We start from the raw sequence: 24,107 nt of genomic DNA on the forward strand, positions 1-24,107 counted from the left end.
GGCCGAGACCGGGCGTCATCGTCGACGCTCGGTTCCGGCAGCCGGTTTCAGTCGCGGTAGCCGGGGTCGATGCGGTCGAGCTTGCGCATCAGGGCCGCGAACTCCAGCCGGCCATAATCCAGGCCGCCGCCATTGTGGGTGCCGTCGGCGATGAAGCTTTCGACATCGTCGCGCGAGCGTGCCGCCACATTGTCTCCCACCAGCCGTAGCTTGCCGGCGGCGCCGGCGTCGATCTGCACCTGGGCCGAGCGCTCCAGCCGATAGAGGCGCATGAATGCCTCCGGCACGGTCTGGCCGGTGGTCAGCAGGCCGTGATTGCGCAGGATCAGCGCCTTGTTGCGGCCGAGCGACTGTTGCAGCCGCTCGCGCTCGTCCAGATAGAAGCTCGGACCCTCGTAATCGTGGTAGGACAGGCGCTCGTGGAACATGGTGGCGTTCATGCTGATCGGCAGCAGGCCCTCCTCCAGCGCGGCAATGGCCATGCCGGCGCGGGTGTGGGTGTGCATGACCACATGGTTGTCGCTGTCCTGCACCATGTGAATGGCGGAATGGATCACGAAGCCGGCCTTGTTCACCGGGTAGGGCGAGTCCTCCACCACATTGCCGTCCACGTCGATCTTCACCAGGTTGGAGGCGGTGACCTCGTCATAGTTCAGCCCATAGGGGTTGATGAGGAAATGCGATTCCGATCCCGGCACCCGGGCGGTGAGATGGCCGTAGAACAACTCGCACCAGCCGAAATAATCGACCAACCGATAGGCCGCGGCCAGTTCGACACGGATGTCGCGCTCGGTGGTGGCGGGGGAGAGGTCGGCGATGCGGGCGTCCATGGCGGCAGGTTTCCGGTCGGGAGGGTGAAGGGCAGGGTTGACAAAGACTAAGGGCGGCCGCCCCGCCGGGGCAAGCCAGAGCGATGGGCGGGCCGCCTCGTCGACGGAGGCGGCCCGGGGTTCGTCCTAAGCCACCGTCGACTTCGGCGTCGGCAGGATGCGCTGGATCACGTTTTCCGCGCGGATCAGATAGTCCGGCACGCGCGGCGCCATCTCGTTCTTCCAGTAATCGCTCTCGTAGACCGCCTTGTAGAGGGCTTCCCGCTGGGCCTCGCTCTCGAAGCGGCGCAGCCAGACATAGCAGCTTTCGTCGGTCTCGCCGCGGAACGAGCCGCAGATCACCATGCCCTTGGACACCTGGAAGGGAATAATTTCCTCTTCCATGATCTTCACCCATTCGTCGAGCTTGCCGGGCTTCACCTTGTACTGGCGCAATTCGTAGAAGGCCATGTTGGCACGTTCCTCTTGGTCTGGTGGTTGGGGCGGGCAGGTTGGGGCAGGCGCGCGCCGCGGTCAACGCCCGCGCACGAAGCGCTGGCGGTGAGGCGCGGCTCTGCTATCCTCGGGCGCAACCCGACCATAAATCGCCTCGCGGAGGACGCCCCCATGCCAGACGGCACGCCCAGCATTCTCGAACCGCTCGCCCGGCAGCTCGGCAGCGGCGGCTGGTCCGAACCGACCGAGCGCTACACCCAGGACTGGAGCACGAAATTCTCCGGCTCCTGCATCGGCGTCGCCAAGCCTTCGACGGTGGAGGAAGTCGCGGCGGTGGTGAAATACTGCAACGAGCATCGCATCGGCGTCGTGCCCCAGGGCGGCCATACCGGGCTCTGCGGCGGCGCCACACCATGGCCCGGCAGCGAGACCATCGTGCTGTCGCTGGAGCGCATGAACCGGGTCCGCGCCATCGACACCGAGGGCCTGACCCTGACGGTCGAGGCCGGCGTCATCCTGCAGAACGTGCAGCTGGCGGCCAAGGAGGCGGGGTGCTTCTTCCCGGTCAGCCTGGGCGCCCAGGGCTCGTGCATGATCGGCGGCAACATCTCCACCAATGCGGGCGGCGTGAACGTGCTGAAATTCGGCAACACGCGCGACCAGGTGCTGGGCCTGGAAGTGGTGCTGCCGGACGGCGAGATCTATCACGGCCTGAAACGCCTGAAAAAAGACAACACCGGCTATGACCTGAAGCATTTCTTCGTCGGTGCCGAGGGCACGCTGGGCGTGATCACGGCGGCGACGCTGAAAATCTATCCGGGCTTCGTCGACAAGGGCACGGCCATCTGCGCGGTGCCGGACATGAAGACGGCGCTGGCGCTGCTGAACAAGATGCGGGCGGCCACCGGCGACCAGGTGACGGCCGGCGAACTGATCCACCGCACCCATATCGAGACGGTGACGAAATACATCCCCGGCACGCGCGACCCGTTCGAGCAGCCCTATCCCTGGTATCTGATCCTGGAAATCTCGGCGACCAGCAAGATCGTCGACATTCACGGCGCCATCGAGGAAACCCTGGGCGAGGCGCTGGAGGAAGGGCTGGCGCTGGACGTGGTCATCGCCCAGTCGGAAGCGCAGAGCCAGCAGATCTGGGACCTGCGCGAAATGCTGCCGGAGGCGGGCCGCCAGGCGGGCCCGCGCCTCAGCCACGACCTGAGCGTGGCGCTTTCGGACGTGGACGCCTTCCACGAGGACTTCATGCGCTCCTGCAAGGCGGTGGTGCCCGATTGCTTCCCCATGGGCTTCGGCCATATCGGCGACGGCAACCTGCATGTCAGCGTCTCGCCGGCGCCGGGCAAGCCCTATTTCGATGCGGAGACCATCGCCAGGCTGGAGGACGCCATGTTCACCAGCGTCAAGCGCTTCGGCGGCTCGTTCTCGGCCGAACACGGCGTCGGCAGCCGCAAAATCCCGCAAATGCACGCCTACAAGGACCCGGTGGACCTGAAGGTGATGCGCGCGATCAAGCAGGCGCTGGACCCGAACAACATCATGAACCCGGGCAAGGTGCTGGGCTAGGGCTCGGAGCGTTCCTTGAGGAGTTGGCGTCCCTCGATACGCGGGCGTCGCCCGCTACTCGGGATGAAACAGTGGTGGTTGAATCCTTTCACCGGCTTCATCCCGAGTAGGCGCGTCAGCGCCGTATCGAGGGACGCCATCCACCCGTACCCTTCCTGCCCGAGGAGTTCGCGCCATGGCCGCCGCGGTCTACATGCTGCGCTGTGCGGACGGCAGCTATTATGTCGGCTGCACCCGCGACGGCAACACGGACCATCGGCTGGCGCAGCACAATGCCGGCTTCGGCGGCGCCTACACAAGGCAACGGCGGCCGGTCGAACTGGTCTGGGCGGAGGCATTCGCCAGCTATGACGACGCCTTCGCCGCCGAACGCCGGATCAAGCGCTGGAGCCGCGCCAAGAAGGATGCGCTGATCCGCGGCGACTTTGAGGGCGTGGGACGCGCCGCAAAGAAGGATTGGGACGCCTATCGCGAACGACGCCGCGGGGACTAAGGGGTTGGGTGGGACGCCCCTCGATACGCGGGCATTGCCCGCTACTCGGGGTGAAGCGGCGGTAGGTGAACCATGGAAACTGCTTCATCCCGAGTAGGCGCGTCAGCGCCGTATCGAGGGACGGAGGGACGCCGGAAGACAGCGCCCTGGCCGCTCAAGCCCCGCCTTTGGCCGCTGCCAGATAGGCCGCCGCCCCTGCGCCCAGCAGGCGGGGCAGGTGGTTGTAGATGTAGAGGCAGCCGCTCGCCACCGCGTCGGGCACGGCCTCCGCAGTGGCGGGCAGACCCGGCGCCTTGCCGGCGGCGCGGATTTTCGCCAGCGTCTCGGCGATGGCGGCGGCGACGGGCGGTGCCTTGGCATTGCCCGGAAAGCCCAGCGACTGCGAGAGGTCGGACGGGCCGACAAAGACCACGTCCACGCCCGGCACGGTCGAGATCGCCCCGACATTCGGCAGCGCCTCCCGGTCCTCGATCTGGACGCAGACCAGCGAGGCCGCATTCGCTTCGGCGACGAAATCGGTCATTTTCGCGCCCAGCCCCCAGCGGTCCGGCCGCGTGCCGGCGGCGAGGCCGCGCGTGCCCTCCGATCCGAACTTGACCGCGGCGACGGCGCGCTCCGCATCGGCGCGGGTGATCACGTGCGGCACCTGCACGCCCTGCATGCCCCGGTCCATCACCGCCTGGATGTCGGCAGCGGCGTTGCTGCGCGGCCGGGCGATGGGCGTGATGCCGACGGCATCCGCCGCCATGGCCATCACCTCCAGATCGCCCGCACCGAGCGAGCCATGCTCGCAATCCAGCAACACCCAGTCGAAACCCGCATGGCCGATCATCTCGACGATCTGCGGCGAGGGGAACATGACCGAGACGCCGAAGGCGGGCTCGCCGCGAGCGATCTTGTCTTTCATGCGGTTGACCATGGGCAGGGCACTCCGGGCAGCGGCTGCGGGGCGGGACGATTGGCCAATCCTAGACCATGGCCGGGCCGGTTCGACACATCCCGCTCTAGCCGACGCGAAAAACTCTTCCTACACTCGCCTCCCAACGAACCCATCCGAGGATCACCGCCCATGGCCGACCCCCGCGCCCTGCTCGCCGTCAAGGACGGCATCGCCACCCTGACCCTGAACCATCCCGAAGCCCTGAACGCCTTTGGCCATGTGCTGCGCCAGGACGTGACCAAGGCGCTGGATGCGCTCGACGCCGCCGTGGCCGACCGCTCCGCCCGCTGTCTGGTGGTGACCGGGGCCGGCCGCGGGTTCTCGTCGGGCGCGAACCTGAACGACCCGGACCGCCCGCCGCGCGACCGCGAGGCCGAATTGCGGGGCGAGGCCAAGACCGACCTCGAATCCTGGTACAACCCGACCCTGATCCGCCTGCGCGAACTGCCGATCCCGACCGTGGCGGCCATCAACGGCGTCGCCGCCGGCGTCGGCATGAGCCTGGCGCTGTCCTGCGATTTCAAGGTGATGGCAAAGTCGGCCTTCTTCCTCCAGGCCTTTGCCCGCATCGGCCTGGTGCCGGACGGCGGCTCCACCTGGATCCTGCCGCGGCTGATCGGCATGAACCGCGCCATGGAACTGTCGCTGCTGGCCGAGCGCCTGCCGGCGGAGACGGCCGCGCAATGGGGCATGATCACCAAGGCGGTCGAGGACGGTGCGGTGATGGACGAGGCCATGGCGCTGGCCCGCCGGCTGGCGGACGGACCGGCGTCGCTGGGCATGATCCGGCAGCTCTACTGGTCCAGCCTGGAAAACGGCTATGCCGCACAGATGCAGCTCGAATCCGACCTGCAAAAGGAGGCGGGACTGACCCGGGATCACGAGGAGGGCGTCGCCGCCTTCCGCGAGAAACGGGACGCCAAATTCATCGGCGCCTGATCTGTTCCTGCCCCCATTCCCCCACGAAAGTGGGGGCCCATGCCTGAGAGCCCAATCACGGAATACGATCTTTGCGAGAAGCGCTCAGGCATGGATCCCTGCCTGCGCGGGGACGAGGGCCAATAAAAAACGACCGTTGCACCCTAACCTAGAGGAAACCCCATGGCACGAGGCATACGCGGCCAGGTGTGTGTCGCCGGGATCGGCGAGACCACCTATTACAAGCACGGGCAATCGCCCGATCCGGAGTTCAAGCTCGCCCTGATGGCGATCCTGAACGCGGCCAAGGATGCGGGCATCGACCCAAAGGACATTGACGGCTTCTGCTCCTACTCCAACGACCGCAACGAGCCCTCACGGCTGGCGGCGGCGCTGGGCACCAAGGACCTGAAATACAGCGTCATGCAGTGGGGCGGCGGCGGCGGCGGCGGTTCGGCCGCCATCGGCACCGCAGCGGCGGCGATTGCCGCGGGCTATGCCGACTGCATCGTCGTCTTCCGGGCGCTGGCCCAGGGCCAGTTCCAGCGCTTCGGCGCGGCGGCCCCGGCGAAGACGGTGAACGGCGACAACGCCTTCGTCTTCCCCTATGGCGTCATGAGCCCCGGCCAGCGCTATGCCATGAAGGCCATGCGCTTCATGCACGACCACAAGGTCGACCGCTCGGCGCTCAGGGCGATCTCCATGGCCAGCTACCACCACGCACAGCAGAACCCGCGCGCGGTCATGCACGGCCGGCCGCTGACGGAGGAGAAATACGACAACTCCCGCTGGATCGTCGAACCCTTCCGCCTGTTCGATTGCTGTCTGGAGAATGATGGCGCCGCCGCCATGATCTTCATGTCGGCCGAAAGGGCGAAGGACCTGCCGCACAAGCCGGCCTATCTGCTCGGCGCCTCCCAGGGGTCCGAGCACCGCTGCGCCGCGCCGAGCCACAACGCGCCGACCTATGCCAGCAGCAGCTTCACCACGGTCGCGCCCCGGTTGTGGGCGAATGCCGGCTGCGGGCCGAAGGACGTGGACGTGGTCCAGTCCTACGAGAACTTCACCGGCGGCGTGCTGATGAGCCTGGTCGAGCACGGCCTGGTCGAGGCGGACCAGTGCAACGAGGCGTTGCAGCTGGAAAACCTGCTGGCGCCGACCGGCAAGATGCCGCTCAACACCTCCGGCGGCAACCTGGCCGAATGCTATATGCACGGCCTCGAACTGCCGATCGAGGCGGTCCGCCAGTTGCGCGGCACCTCCACGGCGCAGGTGCCCAAGGTCGACGTGTCGTTGGTGTGTTCCGGCCCGATGGTGACGCCGGTGTCCAGTTCCGTCTTTGGCTCGGAGGCCACGCTATGAGCAAATACTACCTGCCCGAAGGCCTGCCCGCACCGGTTCCGGAAAGCGACAACCTCTCCGCCCCCTATTGGGAGGGGCTGAAGAAGGAACAGCTCTGGGTGCAGAAGTGCCAGGGTTGCGGCCAGCACCAGTTCGGCCCGGAATGGATCTGCCACAACTGCAACTCGTTCGACCTGGACTGGGTGCAGGTCGAGGGCAAGGGCACCATCTATTCCTGGGAGCGCGCCTGGCACCCGGTGCACCCGGCCCTGCGCGCGCTGGAGGGCGAGCCTTATATCACCGTGCTGGTGGAATTGCCGCACGCGGACAATATCCGCATGATCGGCAACCTGCTGGGCGACCGGCACCAGGACGTGGTGATCGGCTCGAACGTGGAGGTGGTTTTCGAACACCACACCGACAACGACCCGCCCTATTCGCTCGCCCACTGGAAAGTGGTGTAGGGGGCATCTCCCCCCTTCCCATTCCTCCCCTTCTCCCGCGCAGGCGGGAGGCCATGCCTGAGACGACAGCACAAAGTCCGGACCTTGCGGTTGGCTCTCAGGCGTGGACCCCGGGTCAAGCCCGGGGCGGGGGTGGGAAGAGAGGCGAGGACGAATATCCTCGCCTCTCTGAGCCGTCTTACAGATAGTCCTCCGCCAGCGCCTGGGCGATCTGGACGGCGTTGTAGGCCGCGCCCTTGCGCAGGTTGTCGGAGACCACCCACAGGGTGATGCCATAGGGCACCGTGTTGTCCTCGCGCACGCGACTGACGAACACGGCCGGGTCGCCGACGCAATCCACCGGCGTCGCATAGCCGCCGTCCTCGCGCCGGTCGAGCAGCACGACGCCGGGGGCGTCCGACAGCGCCTCGTAGGCCTGCTCCAGGTCGATCGGCTCCTCGAACTCGATGTTCACCGCTTCCGAGTGGCCGACCAGCACCGGCACGCGCACGCAGGTGGCGACCACCTCAATGCCCGCATCCAGGATTTTCTTGGTCTCCTGCACCATCTTCCACTCTTCCTTGGTGGAGCCGTCCTCCATGAACGAGTCGATGTGCGGGATGACGTTGAAGGCGATCTGCTTCGGAAACTTTTTCGGCTCCACGTCTTCGAGCTGGTAAATGCCCTTGGTCTGGTAATAGAGCTCGTCCATGCCCGCCTGACCGGCGCCGCCCGCCGCCTGGTAGGTGGCGACGACGACGCGCTTGATGCGGGCGACGTCGTGCAGCGGCTTTAGCGCCACCACCATCTGGATGGTGGAGCAATTCGGGTTGGCGATGATGTTGCGGTTGGTGAAGCCGGCCAGCGCCTCGCGATTCACCTCCGGCACCACCAGGGGAATGTCGGGCTCCATGCGGAAATGGCTGGTGTTGTCGATGACGACACAGCCCGCCGCCGCCGCCCGCGGCGCATGCACGGCCGAAACCTTGCCGCCCGGCGAGAACAACCCCAGATCCCAACCTTCGAAATCGAATTTCGCCAGGTCCTGCACCTTCAGGGTTTTGTCGCCGAACGAGACCTCTTTGCCGACCGACCGCTCGGAAGCGAGCGCCACGATGTCGTCAACGGGGAAGCCGGTCTCTTCGAGGGCTTCGAAGATTTGATGGCCGACAGCGCCGGTGGCGCCGGCGACAGCAATTCTGTAGCCCATAATCACGGAACCTTTCGGGTGGGGTTAAAACGGGCTACAGGTACGCTCTGCCCGGCCCGGGTGCAAGGTGCCCGGCCCGGCGAATCGAGGAAGGACGCGCCATGACCCGCGGACCAACCGACGCAGCGCCGGCCAGGATCGCCTCCTACCGCGCGTTCTGGCCCCATTATCTGCACGAGCACAGCCGCCCGGCAACGCGGGCGCTGCATTTCGCCGGCACCGGCCTGGGTCTGGCATTGCTGGTGCTGGCGGCGGTGTTCTGGCACTGGGGTTGGCTGCCGGCCGCCCTGCTGGCGGGCTATGGCCTCGCCTGGGTCGGCCATCTGGCGGTGGAGCGCAACCGGCCCGCCACCTTCCGCTATCCGCTCTGGTCGCTGGCAAGCGATTTCCGCATGTTCGGCCTCTGGCTCGGCGGGCGGTTGGAGGGGGAATTGCGGCGGCATCGCGTCGAGCGATAGGCGCCCAAAATTTTCGCCGGCGTCCGTATTGACTCCGGAAACGCCGAGGCCATGTATGTTAATGTGAATAACATTCACATCGAAAGGGAACCGAAACCGATGGAGCGCGTTACGGATTGGCTGAAGCGGATCGAGGCACAACTCGACATATGGGGCCGGGGCGCCTGGATCGCCGCCTTTGTCCTGGGCTTCATCCTGTTCTGGCCCTTGGGCCTGGCGATTCTGGGATACACATTGTGGAGTGGACGAATGGGTTGTTGGAAAAACCGCCGCCGGCACGGCCCGCGCGCCCGCGCGGGTGGCTCGGGCAACAGCGCCTTTGACGAATATCGCGAGGAGACGCTGCGGCGTCTGGAAGAAGAGCAGACCGAGTTCGAGGCCTTCCTCGACCGCCTGCGCCGGGCGAAGGACAAGGCCGAACTCGACGAGTTCCTGGCCGAACGCCGCCGCCGCCAGGCCGGAGCCGACCCACAGGCCGCCTAAACGCGGCTCCCGGCGCTCCGCATGACGTGAAGCGGCCCCGCTTGGCGACAGGCGGGGCCGTTTTGCGTTGGCTGCCAGGCAGCGGCGGGCGTCCCACCCCAACCTTGCGCCCATGCTTCACCCCGAGTAGTCGCGGACGCGGTCCGGGACGTATCGAGGGTGGTGGCGAGCCTGCCTCGCCCCTCGATACGGCGCTTCGCGCCTACTCGGGATGAAAGCGAGGATTGGGTGGCAGGCGGTCGGGTACCGGCGGCAGGCCGGGAGCCCGCGCGCCGACGCCGCTATTTGCCCGTGATCGCCAGGACGCGGTCCAGGGTCTCGGCCCGGTGGTCGGGGACGACGAAAATCGCCTCGTCATAGCCCAGGTCGACAATGCGCCGGAACCGCTGCTGCGCCGTCTTCAGGTCGCAGCAAAGGTGAAACGGCCCGTCGTCGGGCATGGCCTCGGTCGGCGCCGTCAGATCCACCTTGATGTTGGTGACGATGGCCCGCTTGCCGCCATGGGCGCGGTAATTGGCAATGCCGTCCTTCAGCTTGTTGAAGGTGGAGCGGGCGCCGGAGGCGATCCAGCCGTCGAACTCGCTCGCCGCGCGGGGAATCCAGGCCTTGCCGGCCCAGGAGCCGATCAGCACCGGCGGGCCGCCCTTCGCCGCCGGCCAGGCGTCGATGCGGGCGCCGTTCACCGTCTCGTCGCGCCAGATTTTTTGCATCAACGGCAGCGCCGCGCTCAGATCCTTCAGACGGGTGTCGAAATTCAGGCCGGAGAAGTCGAAGTCGGTCTTGGTCGAGCCGGCGCCGACGCCGAACGAGAACCGTCCCTCGCAGAACAGGTGCGCGGTCAGGGCGGCGCGGGCCAGCGCCACGGTCTGGCGCAACGGCACCTGCAGGATACAGGTGCCCACTTCCAGGTCCTTGGTGACGCTGGCGGCCAGCGTCAGCGCGATCAGCGGGTCCGGGTGGATATGGCCGCGGCCGATGGCGTCGAAATACCAGAGCCCGTCGAAGCCCGCCGCCTCGGCCGCGCGGGCACCGTCCAGCAGGTGGGTGCGGGTGAGCCGGTCCAGCGACTCGCCCAGATAACCGATGCCGATTTTCATGGATCGCGCCTCCCTACAGCTTGAACGCTTCGCCGTCGAAGGTTTCGCGCCGGGCGATATCCTCGACCGGGCGGCGGCGCAATTTGGAGAGTTGTTTCTGGGGCTTGCCGAGCGGCACAACCGCGGCAACCGCCACATGCGGCGGGATGTTCAGCGCCTTTTGCAGCATCGGCTCCTGCGCCACCGCCAGCGTGGTGATGGTGCCGCCATAGCCGAGATTGCGCGCCGCCAGCAGCGTGTTCCAGACGAACGGATAGATCGAGCCGCCGGAGATGACGCCGATCCGGTCCAGATTCTTGTCCGTCGAGGCGACCACTTGCAGGTCGACGCAAAACACCAGCACCACCGGCGCCTTCTTCGCCGGCTCGGTCAGGTGCGGCGGCACCTCGGTCGCGGCCTCGGTCTCGGGCGTGACCTGGGTCGGGTGGATGGTGTTCCACGGGCTCTCGCCCGCCTTGTTCTGGGCGGTGTAGAGCTTGCCGGCGGGCCGGGCCGCCTCGCCCAGCAGGGTTTTGGTGGCGGGATCGCGGACGACGATGACGAAATTGCCCTGGCGGTTGCCGCCGGAGGGCGCGAACCGGGCGTTGTCGATCATCTGGTGAATGGCGGCGTCCGGCACGTCGTCATCGGTGAAGGCGCGGCACGCAAACGTGGTGCGCATGACGTCGAACAGTTCCATGGGCGAGCCTCCCGGGGGCTTTGTTGGGGCATTGGCGTCCATGATGGCCGCAATTCGCCGCTCCCGCCAGGGGCTGTCTCCCGGAAAGGCCGGCTGGGTGCGAACACCGGCCGAGGGCGATGTGCGCATGCCGCAAGCGGTCCCGGCTCGCCGCTCCGCAGCGGCCGGGAAACACATCACTATGGCATTGCGGGTGTTCCCCGGAGGGGGCGGAGCCACCGTCCGGGGCCGGTCTCATCCTTCGAACACAGGCGAGGCCGGCGTTCGCACTCCATCGGGCCTCAGTCGTCGCCGGCCATGGCCAGGGCGGGTTTCAGGTTCGAGGCGGGGGTGAAGGTGAAGCCTTCATAGCCCTTGGCCACCACCTCCTCGCATTTCTGCTTGTAGGCGTTGACGCCGCCGACATAGGGCATGAACACCCGCGGCTTGCCGGGGATGTTGGCGCCCATATACCAGCTCGCCGCCTTCGGATAGAGCGTCGCGTCGGCCACCTGCTTCACGTGCATGGTCCAGTCGTACTGGGCGTCCTCGGTCGGCTCGATGGCAGCCTGGCCGTGGTCCTTCATGTGTTGCAGGCAGTCGACGATCCAGTCCACGTGCTGCTCGCACGAGAGGATCATCTGGCTTTTCACGCCGGGCGAGCCGGGACCGGTGATCATGAACATGTTCGGGAAGCCCGCGCACATGATGCCCAGCATGGTGTAGGGCCCGGCCTCCCAGTCCTTGTTCAGGGTGCGGCCGTCGCTGGTCTGGATGTCGATTTCCTTGAGCGCGCCGGTCATGGCGTCGAAGCCGGTGGCAAAGACGATGGCGTCCAGTTCGAACTCGCGCCCATCCTCCAGGCGCAAGCCCTTCTCGGTCAGGCTGACGATCGGCGCCTCGCGCACGTTGACCAGATGAACGTGCGGCAGGTTGTAGGTCTCGTAATAGCCGGTATCCAGCACCAGGCGCTTGGTGCCCATCGGGTGATCCTTGGCGCAGAGCAATTCCGCCGTCTCCGGATCGGTCACGATGGAGCGGATCTTGTCGTGCACGAAGTCGCGTGCGGTGGCGTTCGCCTCGTCGCTGGTGAGCAGGTCGGTGAAGGTGTAGAGGAAGCTGATCGAGCCGCCTTCCTGCCACTTCGCCTCATAGAGCCGGTCGCGCTCCGCCTTCGGAACATCCAGGGCGGACTGGGTCGGCGGCGGGTAGCCGGCAATGCCGAACGGCGTATCCCAGGCGGCATCGCGGCGCTGGCGGTAGGTGGCCTTGTGCTCGGCCTCCTTGGCCTTGTCCATCGGGCCGTTGGCGGCCGGCAGGATGAAGTTCGCGGTGCGCTGGAACACGGTCAGGTCGGCGGCCTGTTGGGCGATGATCGGGATCGACTGCACGCCCGAGGACCCGGTACCGATCACGCCGACCCGCTTGCCGGTGAAATCCACGCCTTCGTGCGGCCAGAGGCCGGTGTGGTAGGTCTCGCCCTGGAAATCGTCCAGGCCGGGGAAGTCCGGCACGCGCGGGATCGAGAGATTGCCGGTCGCCATGATGCAGACCGGCGCCTGAAACACCTCGCCGGCCGCGGTCTCCAGCGTCCACAGATTGGTGTCACGGTCGTAGGTGGCGTGGTTGACGCGCGTGGAGAACTGCACGTTCCGGCGCAGGTCGAACCGGTCGGCCACGTGCTGGACGTAGGACAGGATTTCCGGCTGGTTGCCATAGCGCTCCGGCCAGTTCCATTCCTGCTCCAGGTCCGGGTCGAAGCTGAACGAGTATTCCAGGCTTTCCACGTCGCAGCGGCAGCCGGGATAGCGGTTCCAGTACCAGGTGCCGCCGACATCGTCGCCGGCCTCCAGCACCTGCACGTTCAATCCCAGCTTGTCGCGCAACCGATAGAGCGCATACAGGCCGCCGACGCCGGCGCCGACCACCAAAGCATCGAACCGTTTGGCTTTGCTCATGACGAAACCCTCCCATCAGAAGGTGTGAATCTCAGACCTAAGTCTTATATGCCAAAGGCGGAGAGGCCGCGGCAACGGCCAATGCCGGGCATGATGCGCACCGCCGCAGGCGGCCGCGCGGATCGCAGACCCGCCAGGAAGCCATCCGCCTATTCTGCGACCGTCTCGCCGGACCCGCCAGCCTCCGCCGGCATATCCTTGAACTTCGGCAGGCCGTCCGGCATGTCGAACCGGCGCAGTGCATAGTAAATGTGCGTCTTTGGCTGAAAGCGGAACCCGTTCAGCAACACCGGATAGACATCGGTCATGCCCATCGCCGACACCACGGTCATCACCGCGCCGCCGCAGTCGCGGCAATGCTTGCGGTGGGTCTGGCCGGTCTTGGAATACGCGACCACCTTGTCGGCGCCGGCGGTGATACGAACGGCGTCGCTGGGCCAGAGCGCATAGGCGGTCACCGGGGCGCCGGACCATTGCCGGCAATCCTCGCAGTGGCAATAGCCTTGCAGTGCGGCGTCGCCGGTGACTTCGAACTCGACGCTGCCGCAAAAGCACGTGCCACGGGTCGTTTCGGCCATCCCGGTTTTCCTCTGTCAGCGGTTACCCATCAAAACGATAACACGCACAAACCTTTGGGACCACTGAGTCGCCCGCCGGCGTAACGCTACCCTGCACGAAAAACCCCGCCTTCCGGGCGCGGAAGGCGGGGTTGGCGGAACCGCGGTTGCGGATCGGCGTCGCGGGCAGCGGCCTTAGAGCTGCTGCGCCACGAACTCCCAGTTCACCATGTTGTCCAGGAACGCCTTCAGATAGTCCGGGCGGCGGTTGCGATAGTCGATGTAATAGCTGTGCTCCCACACGTCGCAGCCGAGCAGCGCCTTCTGGCCGGCAAAGCAGAGCGGGTTCACGCCGTTGGGCGTGCTGGTAACTTCCAGCTTGCCATTGGCGGTGGAGACCAGCCAGACCCAGCCGCTGCCGAACTGGCCGGCGCCCTTGGCCGCGAACTGGCCCTTGAACTCGTCCATCGAGCCGAAGCTGTCGACGATGCGCTTTTCCAACTCGCCCGGCATGGCGCCGCCGCCATTCGGCTGCATGCACTGCCAGAACAGGATATGGTTCCAATGCTGCGACGAGTTGTTGAACACGCCGGCCTTGTCGGCGACGTTGTAGGTCTTGCGGACGATGTCCTCCAGACCCAGGGATTCGAATTCGTTGCCCTTCACCAGATTGTTCAGATTGGTCACATAGGTCTGGTGGTGCTTGCCGTGGTGGAATTCCAGGGTTTCCTGGGACATATACGGGGCAAGCGCGTCGATCGCATACGGCAGGTCGGGCAGGGTATGGGCCATGGGACTTCCCTCTTTCGCAAACGGCAGGTGGGTATGACAAAACTCGGCGAGGCCGCTAACGGCCTCTCGTTTCCTACTTAAGGCGCGTTCGGTCGCATGTCGAGAGTGGTTCTCAATTCCGCCGCCCTGCATTGCCGCGATCTGGTGCGCCGCACCGACCCGGACCGGCTGCTGCTGGCCGAACTGGCTCCCAACGAGCGGCGGCCGGCGCTCTGGGCGCTGGCGGCATTCAACTGGGAGGTGGCGCGCATTCCCGAGCGGGTGTCGGAGCCGATGCTGGGGGCGATCCGCCGGCAATGGTGGCGCGAGGCCTGGGCCGAAATCGTCGCCGGCTCTCCCCGCCGCCATCCGGTGGTGGAGGCGCTGGCCGCGGCGCACGCCGAAACGCCCTTCGACCTGGCGGCGGTCGAGGCCCTGCTGGCGGCGCGGGAGGCGGAGCACGACGGCCCGCCCGCCGACCTCGCCGGCCTGCTGGCGCGGGCCGACGCCATCGGCGGCACGCTTGCCCGGCTGGAGGCGACGGTGCTGGGCCTGGACGATCCCTCCGCGGCGGCACCCGTCGGCACCGGCTGGGCGCTGATCGGCGGCCTGCGCGGCCTGCCGCAAAGCCTGGGCCAGGGCCGCCACCAACTGCCTGAGGCCTTGCTGACCGCGCACGGCGTCCGCCTGGACCGGCTGGACCCGGCAGCGCCGCCGGCGGGTTTCTGCGCCATGATCGCGGCGATTGCGGCCGCAGCCGACCCGCACCTGACCGCGGGCGGGCGGCTGTCGCCGCTGTTCCGCGGCTACCGGCGGCTGGCCCGGCTCTATCGCACGCGCCTCAGCCGTGCCGGCTGGAACCCGTTCGACGCCCGGGTGAACGCACCAACGGCGGGACGGGCGCTCGCCGTGCTGGCGGTGCGGCTGGGGGTGTAGAGGCAATCACAGGGATACTATTCCCCGGAGGGGGCGGAGCGGCCGTCGGGGGCCGGTATCAGCCTGCGAACACCCTCGGCGCCGGTGTTCGCACGCCCAAAGCGATCCCGGATCGGCGCTCCGCACCGTCCGGGACACACCAGACCCGGGATAAGGTGTTCCCCGGAGGCGGCAAAGCCGTCATCCGGGGCCGGCCGGCGTCCGGGACGCTCAGCCGTAGCTGCGGGCCATGCCTTCGGCCGGGTCGGCCTGGGGGCCCCAGGGCATGATCGGATAGCGCAGGCCCACCTTGCTCAACCCCTGCAAGCCCTCGATGCCACGGGCGAATTCGTGCGGCGGCATCGCCAGCAGCATCTCGTCGTCGGCGACGCCGCCATAGCGACGCTCGGCAAAGCAGGGCACGCTGATCGACGTGTCGTTGGTCAGCAGCGCCCGGCCCCAACTGTCGGCGCACGCGCTTTCGCCGGTGATGGTCATGTCGTAACGGCGATAGCGCTTCCATTGCAGGCCGTTGACGAACAGGATGGTCTGGCCCGGCGTTGCGTAGAACAGCACGATGTCCGGCGGGTCGAGCCGGCCGGAGCGCAGCGGCGAGACCACTGTGCCGACCCAGGCGCCGTCGTCATAGGCGGCGCGCGGCATGGTATCCTGGTGGCCTTTGGCGGCGGCCCGGTTCTCGAACCAGACGCCGTCCATGTGCTCGCCGGAGAGGCAGGCCGCGTCCGGCACGTCCAGCCCCATCACCGCGCCGCAATTGCCGCCGGGCCGCACATTCTCGGCAGCAATGCCCATGGTGAAGCCGGCAATGCGCGCCTGGGTCACCAGCTGGCAGGTGGTGTAGAACCGGCCCTCTTTCGGCCGGCGCAGGCTTTTGACCGACTCGAATTCCTCCTGGGATTTGAACCGCTTCATGCCAATTGGCATGGTGCGGATTTTCAGGAGTTCCACCAGCTTGCCGGAGAGCTGAGCAAGTTGCTCCGCGCCAACCTGGTATTCTGCGGGAATGGGATGGCCTTGGGCATCCACGGTGACACCGGCGGTTGCGCTGGGCATGAGTCTTTCCTCCGTTAGCGATTTCCGCAAGGATGGCACGCGATCCGCCCAGGAAGGAAGCCCCCAATGCCGTTCGCCTCGTCGCACCATTGCGAGATTTTTTACGAAAGCCTGGGCGAAGGCCCGGCGGTCGTGCTTGCGCATGGCCGCGGCGGCAATGCCGCAAGCTGGTTCCAGCAGGTGCCGGCCTTTGTCACAGCGGGCTATCGCGTCATCGCCTTCGATCACCGCTGCTTCGGGCGATCCCATTGCCCGCCGGAGCATTTCGACCGCGCACACTTTGCCGACGATCTGGCCGCGGTGCTGGATGCCGCGGGCGTGGACAGGGCAGCGGTGGTCTGCCAGTCCATGGGCGGCTGGACCGGCCTCCGCCTCGCCGTGCAGCGGCCGGACCGGGTGGCGGCGCTGGTGCTCGCCAACACCACCGGCGGCGTCTCGACCCCGGCGGCGGACACGGCCATCGCAGAGGCGCGCCAGGCCTTTGCCCAACACGGGATCGCCTCCAGCGCCGTCGCCGCCGACTTCCCGGAGCGGGAGCCGGCACTGGCCTATCTCTACCGCCATATCGGCGGCCTGAACGTGCAACTGACGGACGACCTGCACTCGAACAGCCCCGCCTCGACCTCGGCCGAGGAACTGGCGGCGCTGGCGCTACCGGTGCTGCTGGTCACCAGCGACGCCGACACGATCTTCCCGCCGGCAGCGATCCGGGAGATTGCCGGGCTGATTCCGGGATCGACCGTTTGCCAACTGCCCGACGCCGGCCATTCGCCCTATTTCGAGACGCCCGCGGCCTGGAACGCGGCAGTGCTGGACTTTCTCAGCCGCCGGTTCCCGCCCGGCTGAGGCGGCAGCGAACACCGCCGCTGCCGGTCTCCGCAGGATGAGGCCGGCCCCGGATCGGCGCTCCGCACCGTCCGGGGTACAGCCGCGGTTCGGGCTTACGCCAAATAGCTTAGTACGGACTGCCGCTTTCCGTCTTGAGGCCGCTCTTCATCTTGCCCAGCTCCTGCTGGCAGCCAATGGCCATCATGCGGCTGTCATTGGCGATGGTGGTGAGCAGGAAGCCCTTCTCGATCATCTCCAGCGCGAATTCCGCCGTGCCGCAGTGCAGGCCCGCCGGGATGCCGTGCTTTTTGCAGCCGGCCAGGATCTCCATCATCTTGTCGTAGATCAACCGGTCGGTCGGATCGAGCCGCGGCTCGCGGCCATAGCTGAGCGCCAGGTCGGACGGCCCGATATAAATGCCGTCCAGGCCGGGCGTGGTGAGGATCTCGTCCAGGTTCTGCACCGCCTGGTCGGTCTCGATCATGGCGATGGCCAGGATCGTGTCATTCGCCTTCTGCACATAGTCGCTGCCGGAATAGAGCACCGCGCGGATCGGGCCGTTGGAGCGATAGCCCACCGGCGGATACTTCACCGCGCCGACAAAGCGCTCGCACTCTTCGCGGCTGTTGATCATCGGCGCGATGATGCCCTGGGCGCCCGCGTCCAGCAGTTTCATGATCGCCGCCGGGTCGTTCCACGGCACCCGCGCCGTCGGCGGCACGTTGGTGGTGGAAATCGCCTGCATCATGTGCACGGCGTCGATGTAGTCGACGAGGCCGTGCTGGCAGTCGATGGTGATGGCGTCCCAGCCCTGATGCGCCATGACCTCGGCGGAGAAGCTGGAGGGGATGGCGCACCAGCCGTTGACGACGGCCTTGCCGGCCTTCCAGGACTCGAGAATCGGATTTGCACGCATGATCTAGAGCACTTCCTTGTTGATGACGTTTTCGGGATTGAGCTTGCCGTTGAAGCAATCGACCACATTCTGCGCCGCCGTGGCACCCATGCGGAACATGCTTTCTTCGGTGTTGCCGGCCGAATGGGGCGAGACGATGATGTCGTCGAGCGCGAACAGCGGGTGATCCGGCGAGGGCGGCTCGACCACGAACGGGTCGATGCCGGCGCCGGCGATGACCTCGCGCTTCAGGCAGTCGTAAAGGTCGGCCTCGTCGACAATGCCGCCGCGGGCGGTGTTGACCAGGAAAGCGGTCGGTTTCATCGCCTCCATCTCCGCCGTGCCGATCATGCCCGTCGTTTCTTCGTTCTTCGGGCAGTTGACCGAGACGAAGTCCATATCGCCCAAGACCGCGCGGAAATCCTCGACCGGGGTGGCGCCGCCGGTGGCGATGGCGTCCTGGATCACATAGGGGTCGTAGACGTAGACCTGCATCTGCATGGCGTTCAGCATCGGCACCAGCCGCCGGCCGATGCGGCCATAGCCCAGCACCAGCGCCTTGCGCCCCGCCAGGTCGTAGGCGGGCACTTCGCGGCGGATGTCCCAGTTGCCCTTGCGCGCCTCGCGGTCGAAGAGGAAGGCGCGCTTGGCCAGCGCCATCATGAAGAACAGCGAATGTTCGGCGACCGTGATCGAGTTGGCGATGCCGACCACCGCCAACGGAATGCCGGCCTCGGTCAGCGCCGGCACGTTCACCGCGTCATAGCCAACGCCATGGCGGGCGACGATTTTCAGCTTGTCCGCCTGGGCGATGATGGCCGGGGTGAAGGGAGCGACGCCCAGAATGGCGGCGTCGTAGTTGGCGATGTGCTGGACGATGTTCGCTTCCGACGTCTCGGTGAACTGCTCGACGGCGATTTCCGGGTGGTGGTCGAACACGGAGGCGATGCCGGGCGTGTACGGCATCTGCAGCATGACGCGGTATTGGGCCATGGGCGTTTCCTGGGTTGGGGTTTGTTCGCTTGCAGAGGGATCAGAGCATGGTGCCGGTGGGACATCAAGCGACAGTCTGTGTGCGGCAGCGACGTTTCCCGGACGGTGCGGAGCGCCGATCCGGGATCGCTTGCGGCGTGCGGACACCGGCGGGGGCGGTGTTCGCAGGCTGACACCGGCCCCGGATGGCGGCTCCGCCACCTCCGGGGATCAAGGACGGCGCTCCGCACCGTCAGGGGATCAAAGACGGCGCTCCGCACTGTCCGGGGATCATGGCCTAGCCGGCGAGGATGGTCTCGACCAGGGTTTGCACCGCGAGCGCCTCGCGCAGACTGGCAAGGGTGTGGCCGGTGTCGCCGCGGGCCATGGCGGCAACCATGGCGAGCTGGCGTTGCAGGATCAGCGGCCGCATTTCCTCGTTCGGCCGGGCGCCCTCGGCCTCGCGCCAGGTGCCGTCGGCGTCCTGGCGTTCGGCAACGGCCCAGTCGCGCAGGCGCAGCTTGCCCTTCGAGCCGTGCAGGACCCAGAGATTGTGATCCGGCTTCTCCGTGGTGCCGACGCCGCCGGCGAGCGTGACCGGCACGCCGCCCGCGGTCATCTCGGCAGAACACGCCGTCTCCGCGCCGTCGCCCGCCGGATAGGTCACCGCATGCCGGTGCAGGGCGATCGGGCCGATCCGGCGCAGCGTCGCGAACAGGAAATGCGAGACCACTTCGCGGGTGAAACCGCCCTGGGCGCGCCGGTCGAGCCAGCCGGCGGCATCCATCTGCCAGGGCCGCGGCCAGGCCTTGAAGCCGACCTCGATCTCCACCCGCTCCAGCGTGCCGAGATCGCCCGCATCGCGCCAGGCCTCGATCTGGTCCAGGGCGAAGCTGGCGGTGAAGGGGAAGTTGACGGCCGCCCGCGCGCCCTTGGCCTCCATCCGCGCGACCACGGCTTCCGCCTTGGCCACGTCGACGCCCAGGGGCTTTTCGCAATGGACGGCGCAACCGGCGGCGACCGCCTGCTCCAGCTGGTCGAGGTGGAAGGCCGGTGGCGAGGCCACATGCACCACGTCGGAGGCCGCCAGCAGCGCCTCCAGCGAGGCAAAAGCGTGGCCGTCCGGGAAATCGGCGCGGTAGCGGGCCATGGCGGCGGCGGACGGGTCCCAGGCGCCAACGGAGACCAACTCCTGCGGGTCGTGGGCGCGGGCGACGCGCAGCAGGCGCTCGCCCATAATGCCATAGCCGACGGTGCCGAGGCGGACAGGGTGGGACATCGCAACAAGCCTTTGACGACGGTGGACAATTCACGCGGAATGCGGGCGTTCAGTCTAGCGCCGAAGCCTCGCCGCGACCAGCCGGCCTCTGGGCCAGGCTCGCCACCAGCGAGGCCAGCACGCACCAGACCGCGCCGGCCAGCGCGACCGCGGCAATGCCGGTGCCCGCATCGAAGGCCAGCCCCATCACCATCGGCGCGAGGCCGCTGGAAAACACCATCAACGCCGCCCCGAAGCTGCGGATCGCCCCAGATGGCGAGCGCCGTAAAGCTCGGCCCAGAGCGCGCCCTGAATGACGCTGCCAAGGCCGGAGCCGAACCCCATCAGGGCCAGATAGACCGGCACCAGCCAATAGGCCTCCGGCCAGCGCCAGCACGACGGAACAGAGGCCGAGCGGCGCCAGGAACAGCGGCACCAACCGCCGGGCGCTGAACCGGTCCACAAGCTGCCCGGCCGTCATCAGCCCCGCCACCTGGGCGATGGCATAGGCGGTGAAGGACGCAGCCACCAGTTCAATCGGCCAGGCCTTGGCGTGGGCGATATGGACCTGGTGGAACACATAGCCGGTGCTGAGAAACGCCGGCGTCAGCAACACCGGCAGCCGCAGCCAAAGGCCCGGATCGCGCAGCACCTGCCCGAGGCGGTGTCCCGCGACTGGCGGATTGTCACCGCCGCGCCCGGTGAGGCTCATGGGCGCCGGCTGGCCGCGCATCAGCCCCACGGCCACCGGCAGCGCCAGCAGCACCAGGGCCGCGGTGACCCACCAGGCCTCGCGCCAGGACACCAGGGCCAGCAACGCCACCACATAGGGCGGCGACAGCGCCGCGCCCATCGCCTGGCCGAGGAGGCTTTTTCGCACTGAGCGCCCGGCCGCGCTCGGCGACGAAATAGCGGGCCATGGCGGTGACGCCGATGTGCACGGCCATGCCCTGGCCCATCAGGCGCAGGCCGAAAATCGCCGCAGCCAGCGTCACCGGATCGGCGACGAAGCCCATGCCCGCCGCCACGGCGGCCAGACCGCCCAGGGTCAGCAGCGCCGTGCGGCCCGGCGGCCAGACGTCGACCAGGCGGCCGAGCAGCATCAGCGTCGCAGCACTGGCCAGCGTGCCGGCCATGTAGACCGTGCCGAACCCGCCATGGGAGAGGCCGAACGCCGCCCGGATCTCGCCGCCGAACAGCGCGATGAAATAGGTCTGACCGACACTGGAAAGAAAGCAGAGCGCGAAACCGAAGCCGATCAGGCGGGCATTGGCGCGCAGAAAGCGAAGCGAGACCATGGTCTTCTCGGTACCCGCTCCCGCCCGCTCGCGCCAGGGGGCGCGGGGCCGCGGCGAAGCCAGGAGTGGTCGGTCGGCCGCAGCCATGGTAGAAACCCACTCGAACATTTCGCCCGTTCGATCCGATGAAGAGGACCGATCTCATGAACGATTCCGTCGACGTGATGGATGTCGGGTTCGAGAAATTCGCCATCGGCCAGCCGGTGCCGCGCAAGGAAGACCCGACGCTGGTGCGCGGGCTGGGCCGCTATACCGACGACCTGAACCTGCCGGGCCAGGCCCATGCGGTGGTGGTGCGCTCCCCCATCGCCCACGGCATCATCCGGGGCATCGAGACCGACGACGCCAAGGCCATGCCGGGCGTGCTGGCGGTCTATACCGGCCACGACCTGATCGCCGCGGGCCTGGACCGCATGGGCACGGGCATGAGCTTCAAGCAACGCGACGGCTCGGACATGCCGAAACCGGTCCATCCGCCGCTGACGGTCGACAAGGTGCGCTATGTGGGCGACCCGGTCGCCCTGGTGGTCGCCGAGACCATCGCCCAGGCCAAGGACGCAGCGGAGGCGGTGTTCGTCGACATCGAGCAACTGCCGGCCGTCACCCGTGCCGTCGACGCGGTCGAGCCGGGCGCGCCGCAGCTCTATGACGCCACGCCCGGCAATGTGGTGCTGGACTTCCACCACGGCGACACGGACGCGGTCGACAAGGCGTTCGCCGCGGCCGCGCATGTGACCTCCATGGCCATCGACAACCCGCGCGTGGTCGTCGCCGCCATGGAACCGCGGGCCGCCCTGGCCGAATACGACCCGGCCCGCGATCACTACACGCTGCGGCTCGGCTGCCAGGGCGCCTTCCCGATGCGGAACAATCTGGCCAACGTGCTGAAGGTGGAGCGCGAGCAGGTGCGGGTGCTGATCGGCAATGTCGGCGGCTCGTTCGGCATGAAATCCGCTGTCTATCCGGAGTCCGTCGCCATCCTGTTCGCGGCCAAGCAACTGGGCCGGCCGGTGAAATGGACCGACGAGCGCTCGGGCTCGTTCCTGTCGGACAGCCACGGCCGCGCGCACGAGATGCGCCAGTCCATGGCCTTCGACCGCGACGGCCATATCACCGCCATCCGGATCGAGGGCTATGGCAATATCGGCGCCAACCTGCACAACGGCACGGTGATGCAACCGACGGGCAATGTCGTGAAGAACTGCATCAGCGTCTATGCCACGCCCTTGCAGGATATCAACACCAAGGCGGTGTTCACCAACGCCTCGCCCGTCGGCCCCTATCGCGGCGCCGGACGGCCGGAGAACAACTATTATGTCGAACGCCTGCTGGACGAGGCGGCGCACGCCCTCGGCATCGACAAGGTGGAAATCCGCAAGCGCAACCATATCCGGCCGGAGCAGTTCCCCTACACCACGCCCGCCGGCACGGTCTATGACAGCGGCGACTTCACGGTGCTGCTCGACAAGGCGCTGGCGGCGGCGGACTATGACGGCTTCGAGGCCCGGCGCCAGGAAAGCCGCAAGCGCGGCCTGATCCGCGGCATCGGCATCGGCCAGTATCTGGAGGTGACCGGGCCGCCGTCGAAGGAAATGGGCGGCATCCGCTTCGAGGACGACGGCACGGTGACCATCATCACCGGCACGCTCGACTACGGCCAGGGCCATGCGACGCCGTTCGCGCAGGTGCTGTCGTCGCGGCTCGGCATTCCGTTCGACCGCATCCGCCTGTTGCAGGGCGACTCGGACGAACTGCTGGCCGGCAGCGGCACCGGCGGCTCGCGCTCGATGATGTTTTCCGGCCAGGCCATCGTCGAGGCCGGCGAGTTGGTGAAGGAGAATGGCACCAAGATCGCCGCGCATCTGCTGGAGGCCTCGGCCGCCGACATCGAGTTCCACATCGGACCGCAGGGCGGCATGTTCGAAATCGTCGGCACCGACCGGCGTATCGGCCTGATGGAGTTGGCCGAGAAACTGCGCGCCGGCGATCTGGACCTGCCGCCGGACGGGCCGCAGACCCTGTCGGTCGCGCACGTGGCGGACTCGCCGCCCTTCGCCTACCCGAACGGCTGCCACATCGCCGAGGTGGAGGTTGACCCCGAAACCGGCGTCACGCGCGTGGTGAAATACAGCATGGTCAACGATTTCGGCGTGGTGGTGAACCCGATGCTGGTGGGCGGGCAGGCCCATGGCGGCGTCGCCCAGGGCCTGGGCCAGGCGCTGCTGGAGCGGGTGGTCTATGACGCGGACGGCCAGCCGCAGACCGGCTCGTTCATGGACTACGCCCTGCCGCGGGCGGACGACATGCCATGGATGGACATCGCCTATCACGGTGTGCCGGCGAAGACGAACCTGCTGGGCGTCAAGGGTTGCGGCGAGGCCGGATGCGCCGGCGCCATGCCCAGCATCATGAACGCGCTGGTGGATGCGCTGCGCCACGAATACGGCATCAATCACATCGACATGCCGGCGACGCCGCTGCGCGTCTGGGAGGCGATCCGCGCGGCCAAGGCCGCCTGATCCCGCAGATACGGCGTCGGGTATCTTACTCTTGGCGTCATTGCGAGCCCAAAGGGCGAAGCAATCCAGGAACCGCGGTCCCATGTCGAGGTGACGGTCTGGATTGCTTCGTTGCCCTACGGGCGCCTCGCAATGACGCTCATAAGCGCGGGGGCAGGAATGCCAGTGGTCATCG

The 24,107-nt window shown here is 67.3% G+C and carries 24 protein-coding genes; 10 read left to right on the top strand and 14 right to left on the bottom strand.

Annotated elements, in window-relative coordinates; genetic code table 11:
- Nucleotides 1–47: 47 nt before the first annotated feature.
- Nucleotides 48–830 (bottom strand): class II aldolase/adducin family protein, encoded by a 783-nt coding sequence (locus H6844_00650; protein ID MCB9927914.1) that lies wholly within the window; start codon nucleotides 828–830, stop codon nucleotides 48–50.
- 126 nt (nucleotides 831–956) lie between these two features.
- Nucleotides 957–1,280, bottom strand: a complete 324-nt coding sequence (locus tag H6844_00655) for an NIPSNAP family protein (GenBank protein MCB9927915.1) — start codon at nucleotides 1,278–1,280, stop codon at nucleotides 957–959.
- A gap of 156 nt (nucleotides 1,281–1,436) precedes the next feature.
- Between H6844_00655 and H6844_00660 the strand changes: the two genes are divergently transcribed.
- Nucleotides 1,437–2,846: an FAD-binding oxidoreductase gene (locus H6844_00660; GenBank protein ID MCB9927916.1), complete on the top strand. Its 1,410-nt coding sequence runs from the start codon at nucleotides 1,437–1,439 to the stop codon at nucleotides 2,844–2,846.
- A 175-nt stretch (nucleotides 2,847–3,021) separates the two neighbouring features.
- Nucleotides 3,022–3,339 (top strand): GIY-YIG nuclease family protein, encoded by a 318-nt coding sequence (locus H6844_00665; protein MCB9927917.1) that lies wholly within the window; start codon nucleotides 3,022–3,024, stop codon nucleotides 3,337–3,339.
- A 154-nt stretch (nucleotides 3,340–3,493) separates the two neighbouring features.
- Here H6844_00665 and H6844_00670 read toward each other — a convergent pair whose 3' ends face one another.
- Nucleotides 3,494–4,258: a 2-dehydro-3-deoxyglucarate aldolase gene (locus H6844_00670; GenBank protein ID MCB9927918.1), complete on the bottom strand. Its 765-nt coding sequence runs from the start codon at nucleotides 4,256–4,258 to the stop codon at nucleotides 3,494–3,496.
- A 150-nt stretch (nucleotides 4,259–4,408) separates the two neighbouring features.
- Between H6844_00670 and H6844_00675 the strand changes: the two genes are divergently transcribed.
- The 3 genes from H6844_00675 (at nucleotide 4,409) to H6844_00685 (ending at nucleotide 7,002) form a co-directional block, all read left to right on the top strand.
- Nucleotides 4,409–5,218, top strand: a complete 810-nt coding sequence (locus H6844_00675; GenBank protein ID MCB9927919.1) for an enoyl-CoA hydratase/isomerase family protein — start codon at nucleotides 4,409–4,411, stop codon at nucleotides 5,216–5,218.
- Between the two features lie 162 nt (nucleotides 5,219–5,380).
- Nucleotides 5,381–6,559 carry an acetyl-CoA acetyltransferase gene (locus tag H6844_00680; protein ID MCB9927920.1) on the top strand — a complete coding sequence of 393 codons (1,179 nt, stop codon included), beginning with the start codon at nucleotides 5,381–5,383 and terminating at the stop codon, nucleotides 6,557–6,559.
- Entirely contained in the window at nucleotides 6,556–7,002 is a 447-nt protein-coding gene (locus H6844_00685; protein ID MCB9927921.1) for an OB-fold domain-containing protein, read from the top strand. Before H6844_00680 ends, H6844_00685 begins: the two co-directional genes overlap by 4 nt.
- 178 nt (nucleotides 7,003–7,180) lie before the next feature.
- Here H6844_00685 and H6844_00690 read toward each other — a convergent pair whose 3' ends face one another.
- Nucleotides 7,181–8,191, bottom strand: a complete 1,011-nt coding sequence (locus H6844_00690) for an aspartate-semialdehyde dehydrogenase (GenBank protein ID MCB9927922.1) — start codon at nucleotides 8,189–8,191, stop codon at nucleotides 7,181–7,183.
- A 101-nt stretch (nucleotides 8,192–8,292) separates the two neighbouring features.
- On the opposite strand from H6844_00690, the gene H6844_00695 reads away from it, so the two are divergent.
- Together H6844_00695 and H6844_00700 are read left to right on the top strand one after the other, a co-directional pair.
- A complete protein-coding gene (locus tag H6844_00695; protein MCB9927923.1) occupies nucleotides 8,293–8,649 on the top strand; it encodes a DUF962 domain-containing protein in 357 nt (118 codons plus the stop codon).
- A 99-nt stretch (nucleotides 8,650–8,748) separates the two neighbouring features.
- On the top strand, nucleotides 8,749–9,132 hold the full coding sequence (locus H6844_00700) for a DUF2852 domain-containing protein (GenBank protein MCB9927924.1): 384 nt from the start codon (nucleotides 8,749–8,751) through the stop codon (nucleotides 9,130–9,132).
- 281 nt (nucleotides 9,133–9,413) lie between these two features.
- Here the strand turns inward: H6844_00700 and H6844_00705 are convergent, their stop codons facing one another.
- The 5 genes from H6844_00705 to H6844_00725 all read right to left on the bottom strand — a co-directional run bounded on the left by H6844_00705 (nucleotide 9,414) and on the right by H6844_00725 (nucleotide 14,194).
- Nucleotides 9,414–10,229, bottom strand: a complete 816-nt coding sequence (locus H6844_00705) for an LLM class flavin-dependent oxidoreductase (protein ID MCB9927925.1) — start codon at nucleotides 10,227–10,229, stop codon at nucleotides 9,414–9,416.
- 13 nt (nucleotides 10,230–10,242) lie between these two features.
- Nucleotides 10,243–10,908, bottom strand: coding sequence for a nitroreductase family protein (locus tag H6844_00710; GenBank protein ID MCB9927926.1), 666 nt, complete (start codon nucleotides 10,906–10,908; stop codon nucleotides 10,243–10,245).
- A 281-nt stretch (nucleotides 10,909–11,189) separates the two neighbouring features.
- A complete protein-coding gene (locus H6844_00715; protein MCB9927927.1) occupies nucleotides 11,190–12,845 on the bottom strand; it encodes an NAD(P)/FAD-dependent oxidoreductase in 1,656 nt (551 codons plus the stop codon).
- Nucleotides 12,846–12,994: 149 nt separating this feature from the next.
- Complete coding sequence (locus H6844_00720) at nucleotides 12,995–13,423, bottom strand: GFA family protein (GenBank protein MCB9927928.1); 429 nt, start codon at nucleotides 13,421–13,423, stop codon at nucleotides 12,995–12,997.
- A 174-nt stretch (nucleotides 13,424–13,597) separates the two neighbouring features.
- Nucleotides 13,598–14,194, bottom strand: coding sequence for a superoxide dismutase (locus H6844_00725; protein MCB9927929.1), 597 nt, complete (start codon nucleotides 14,192–14,194; stop codon nucleotides 13,598–13,600).
- Nucleotides 14,195–14,290: 96 nt separating this feature from the next.
- On the opposite strand from H6844_00725, the gene H6844_00730 reads away from it, so the two are divergent.
- Nucleotides 14,291–15,109: a squalene/phytoene synthase family protein gene (locus H6844_00730; GenBank protein MCB9927930.1), complete on the top strand. Its 819-nt coding sequence runs from the start codon at nucleotides 14,291–14,293 to the stop codon at nucleotides 15,107–15,109.
- Between the two features lie 210 nt (nucleotides 15,110–15,319).
- Here the strand turns inward: H6844_00730 and H6844_00735 are convergent, their stop codons facing one another.
- Complete coding sequence (locus tag H6844_00735; GenBank protein MCB9927931.1) at nucleotides 15,320–16,162, bottom strand: DUF169 domain-containing protein; 843 nt, start codon at nucleotides 16,160–16,162, stop codon at nucleotides 15,320–15,322.
- A 66-nt stretch (nucleotides 16,163–16,228) separates the two neighbouring features.
- Between H6844_00735 and H6844_00740 the strand changes: the two genes are divergently transcribed.
- Complete coding sequence (locus tag H6844_00740; protein MCB9927932.1) at nucleotides 16,229–17,008, top strand: alpha/beta fold hydrolase; 780 nt, start codon at nucleotides 16,229–16,231, stop codon at nucleotides 17,006–17,008.
- A gap of 109 nt (nucleotides 17,009–17,117) precedes the next feature.
- On the opposite strand, the gene H6844_00745 is transcribed toward H6844_00740, so the two are convergent.
- From H6844_00745 to H6844_00760, 4 genes are all read right to left on the bottom strand, one after another.
- The gene (locus tag H6844_00745; GenBank protein ID MCB9927933.1) at nucleotides 17,118–17,906 is read right to left on the bottom strand and encodes a 2,4-dihydroxyhept-2-ene-1,7-dioic acid aldolase; all 789 of its coding nucleotides are present in this window, start codon (nucleotides 17,904–17,906) and stop codon (nucleotides 17,118–17,120) included.
- A 3-nt stretch (nucleotides 17,907–17,909) separates the two neighbouring features.
- Nucleotides 17,910–18,878 (bottom strand): hydroxyacid dehydrogenase, encoded by a 969-nt coding sequence (locus H6844_00750; protein ID MCB9927934.1) that lies wholly within the window; start codon nucleotides 18,876–18,878, stop codon nucleotides 17,910–17,912.
- A 277-nt stretch (nucleotides 18,879–19,155) separates the two neighbouring features.
- Nucleotides 19,156–20,136 carry a Gfo/Idh/MocA family oxidoreductase gene (locus tag H6844_00755; GenBank protein ID MCB9927935.1) on the bottom strand — a complete coding sequence of 327 codons (981 nt, stop codon included), beginning with the start codon at nucleotides 20,134–20,136 and terminating at the stop codon, nucleotides 19,156–19,158.
- A 49-nt stretch (nucleotides 20,137–20,185) separates the two neighbouring features.
- The gene (locus tag H6844_00760; GenBank protein ID MCB9927936.1) at nucleotides 20,186–20,995 is read right to left on the bottom strand and encodes a hypothetical protein; all 810 of its coding nucleotides are present in this window, start codon (nucleotides 20,993–20,995) and stop codon (nucleotides 20,186–20,188) included.
- 561 nt (nucleotides 20,996–21,556) lie between these two features.
- Between H6844_00760 and H6844_00765 the strand changes: the two genes are divergently transcribed.
- A complete protein-coding gene (locus tag H6844_00765) occupies nucleotides 21,557–23,932 on the top strand; it encodes a xanthine dehydrogenase family protein molybdopterin-binding subunit (protein MCB9927937.1) in 2,376 nt (791 codons plus the stop codon).
- The last annotated feature ends 175 nt before the right edge of the window (nucleotides 23,933–24,107 follow it).

Source organism: Alphaproteobacteria bacterium, from assembly GCA_020638555.1.
In the GTDB taxonomy this organism is placed as follows: Bacteria; Pseudomonadota; Alphaproteobacteria; order Bin95; family Bin95; genus JACKII01.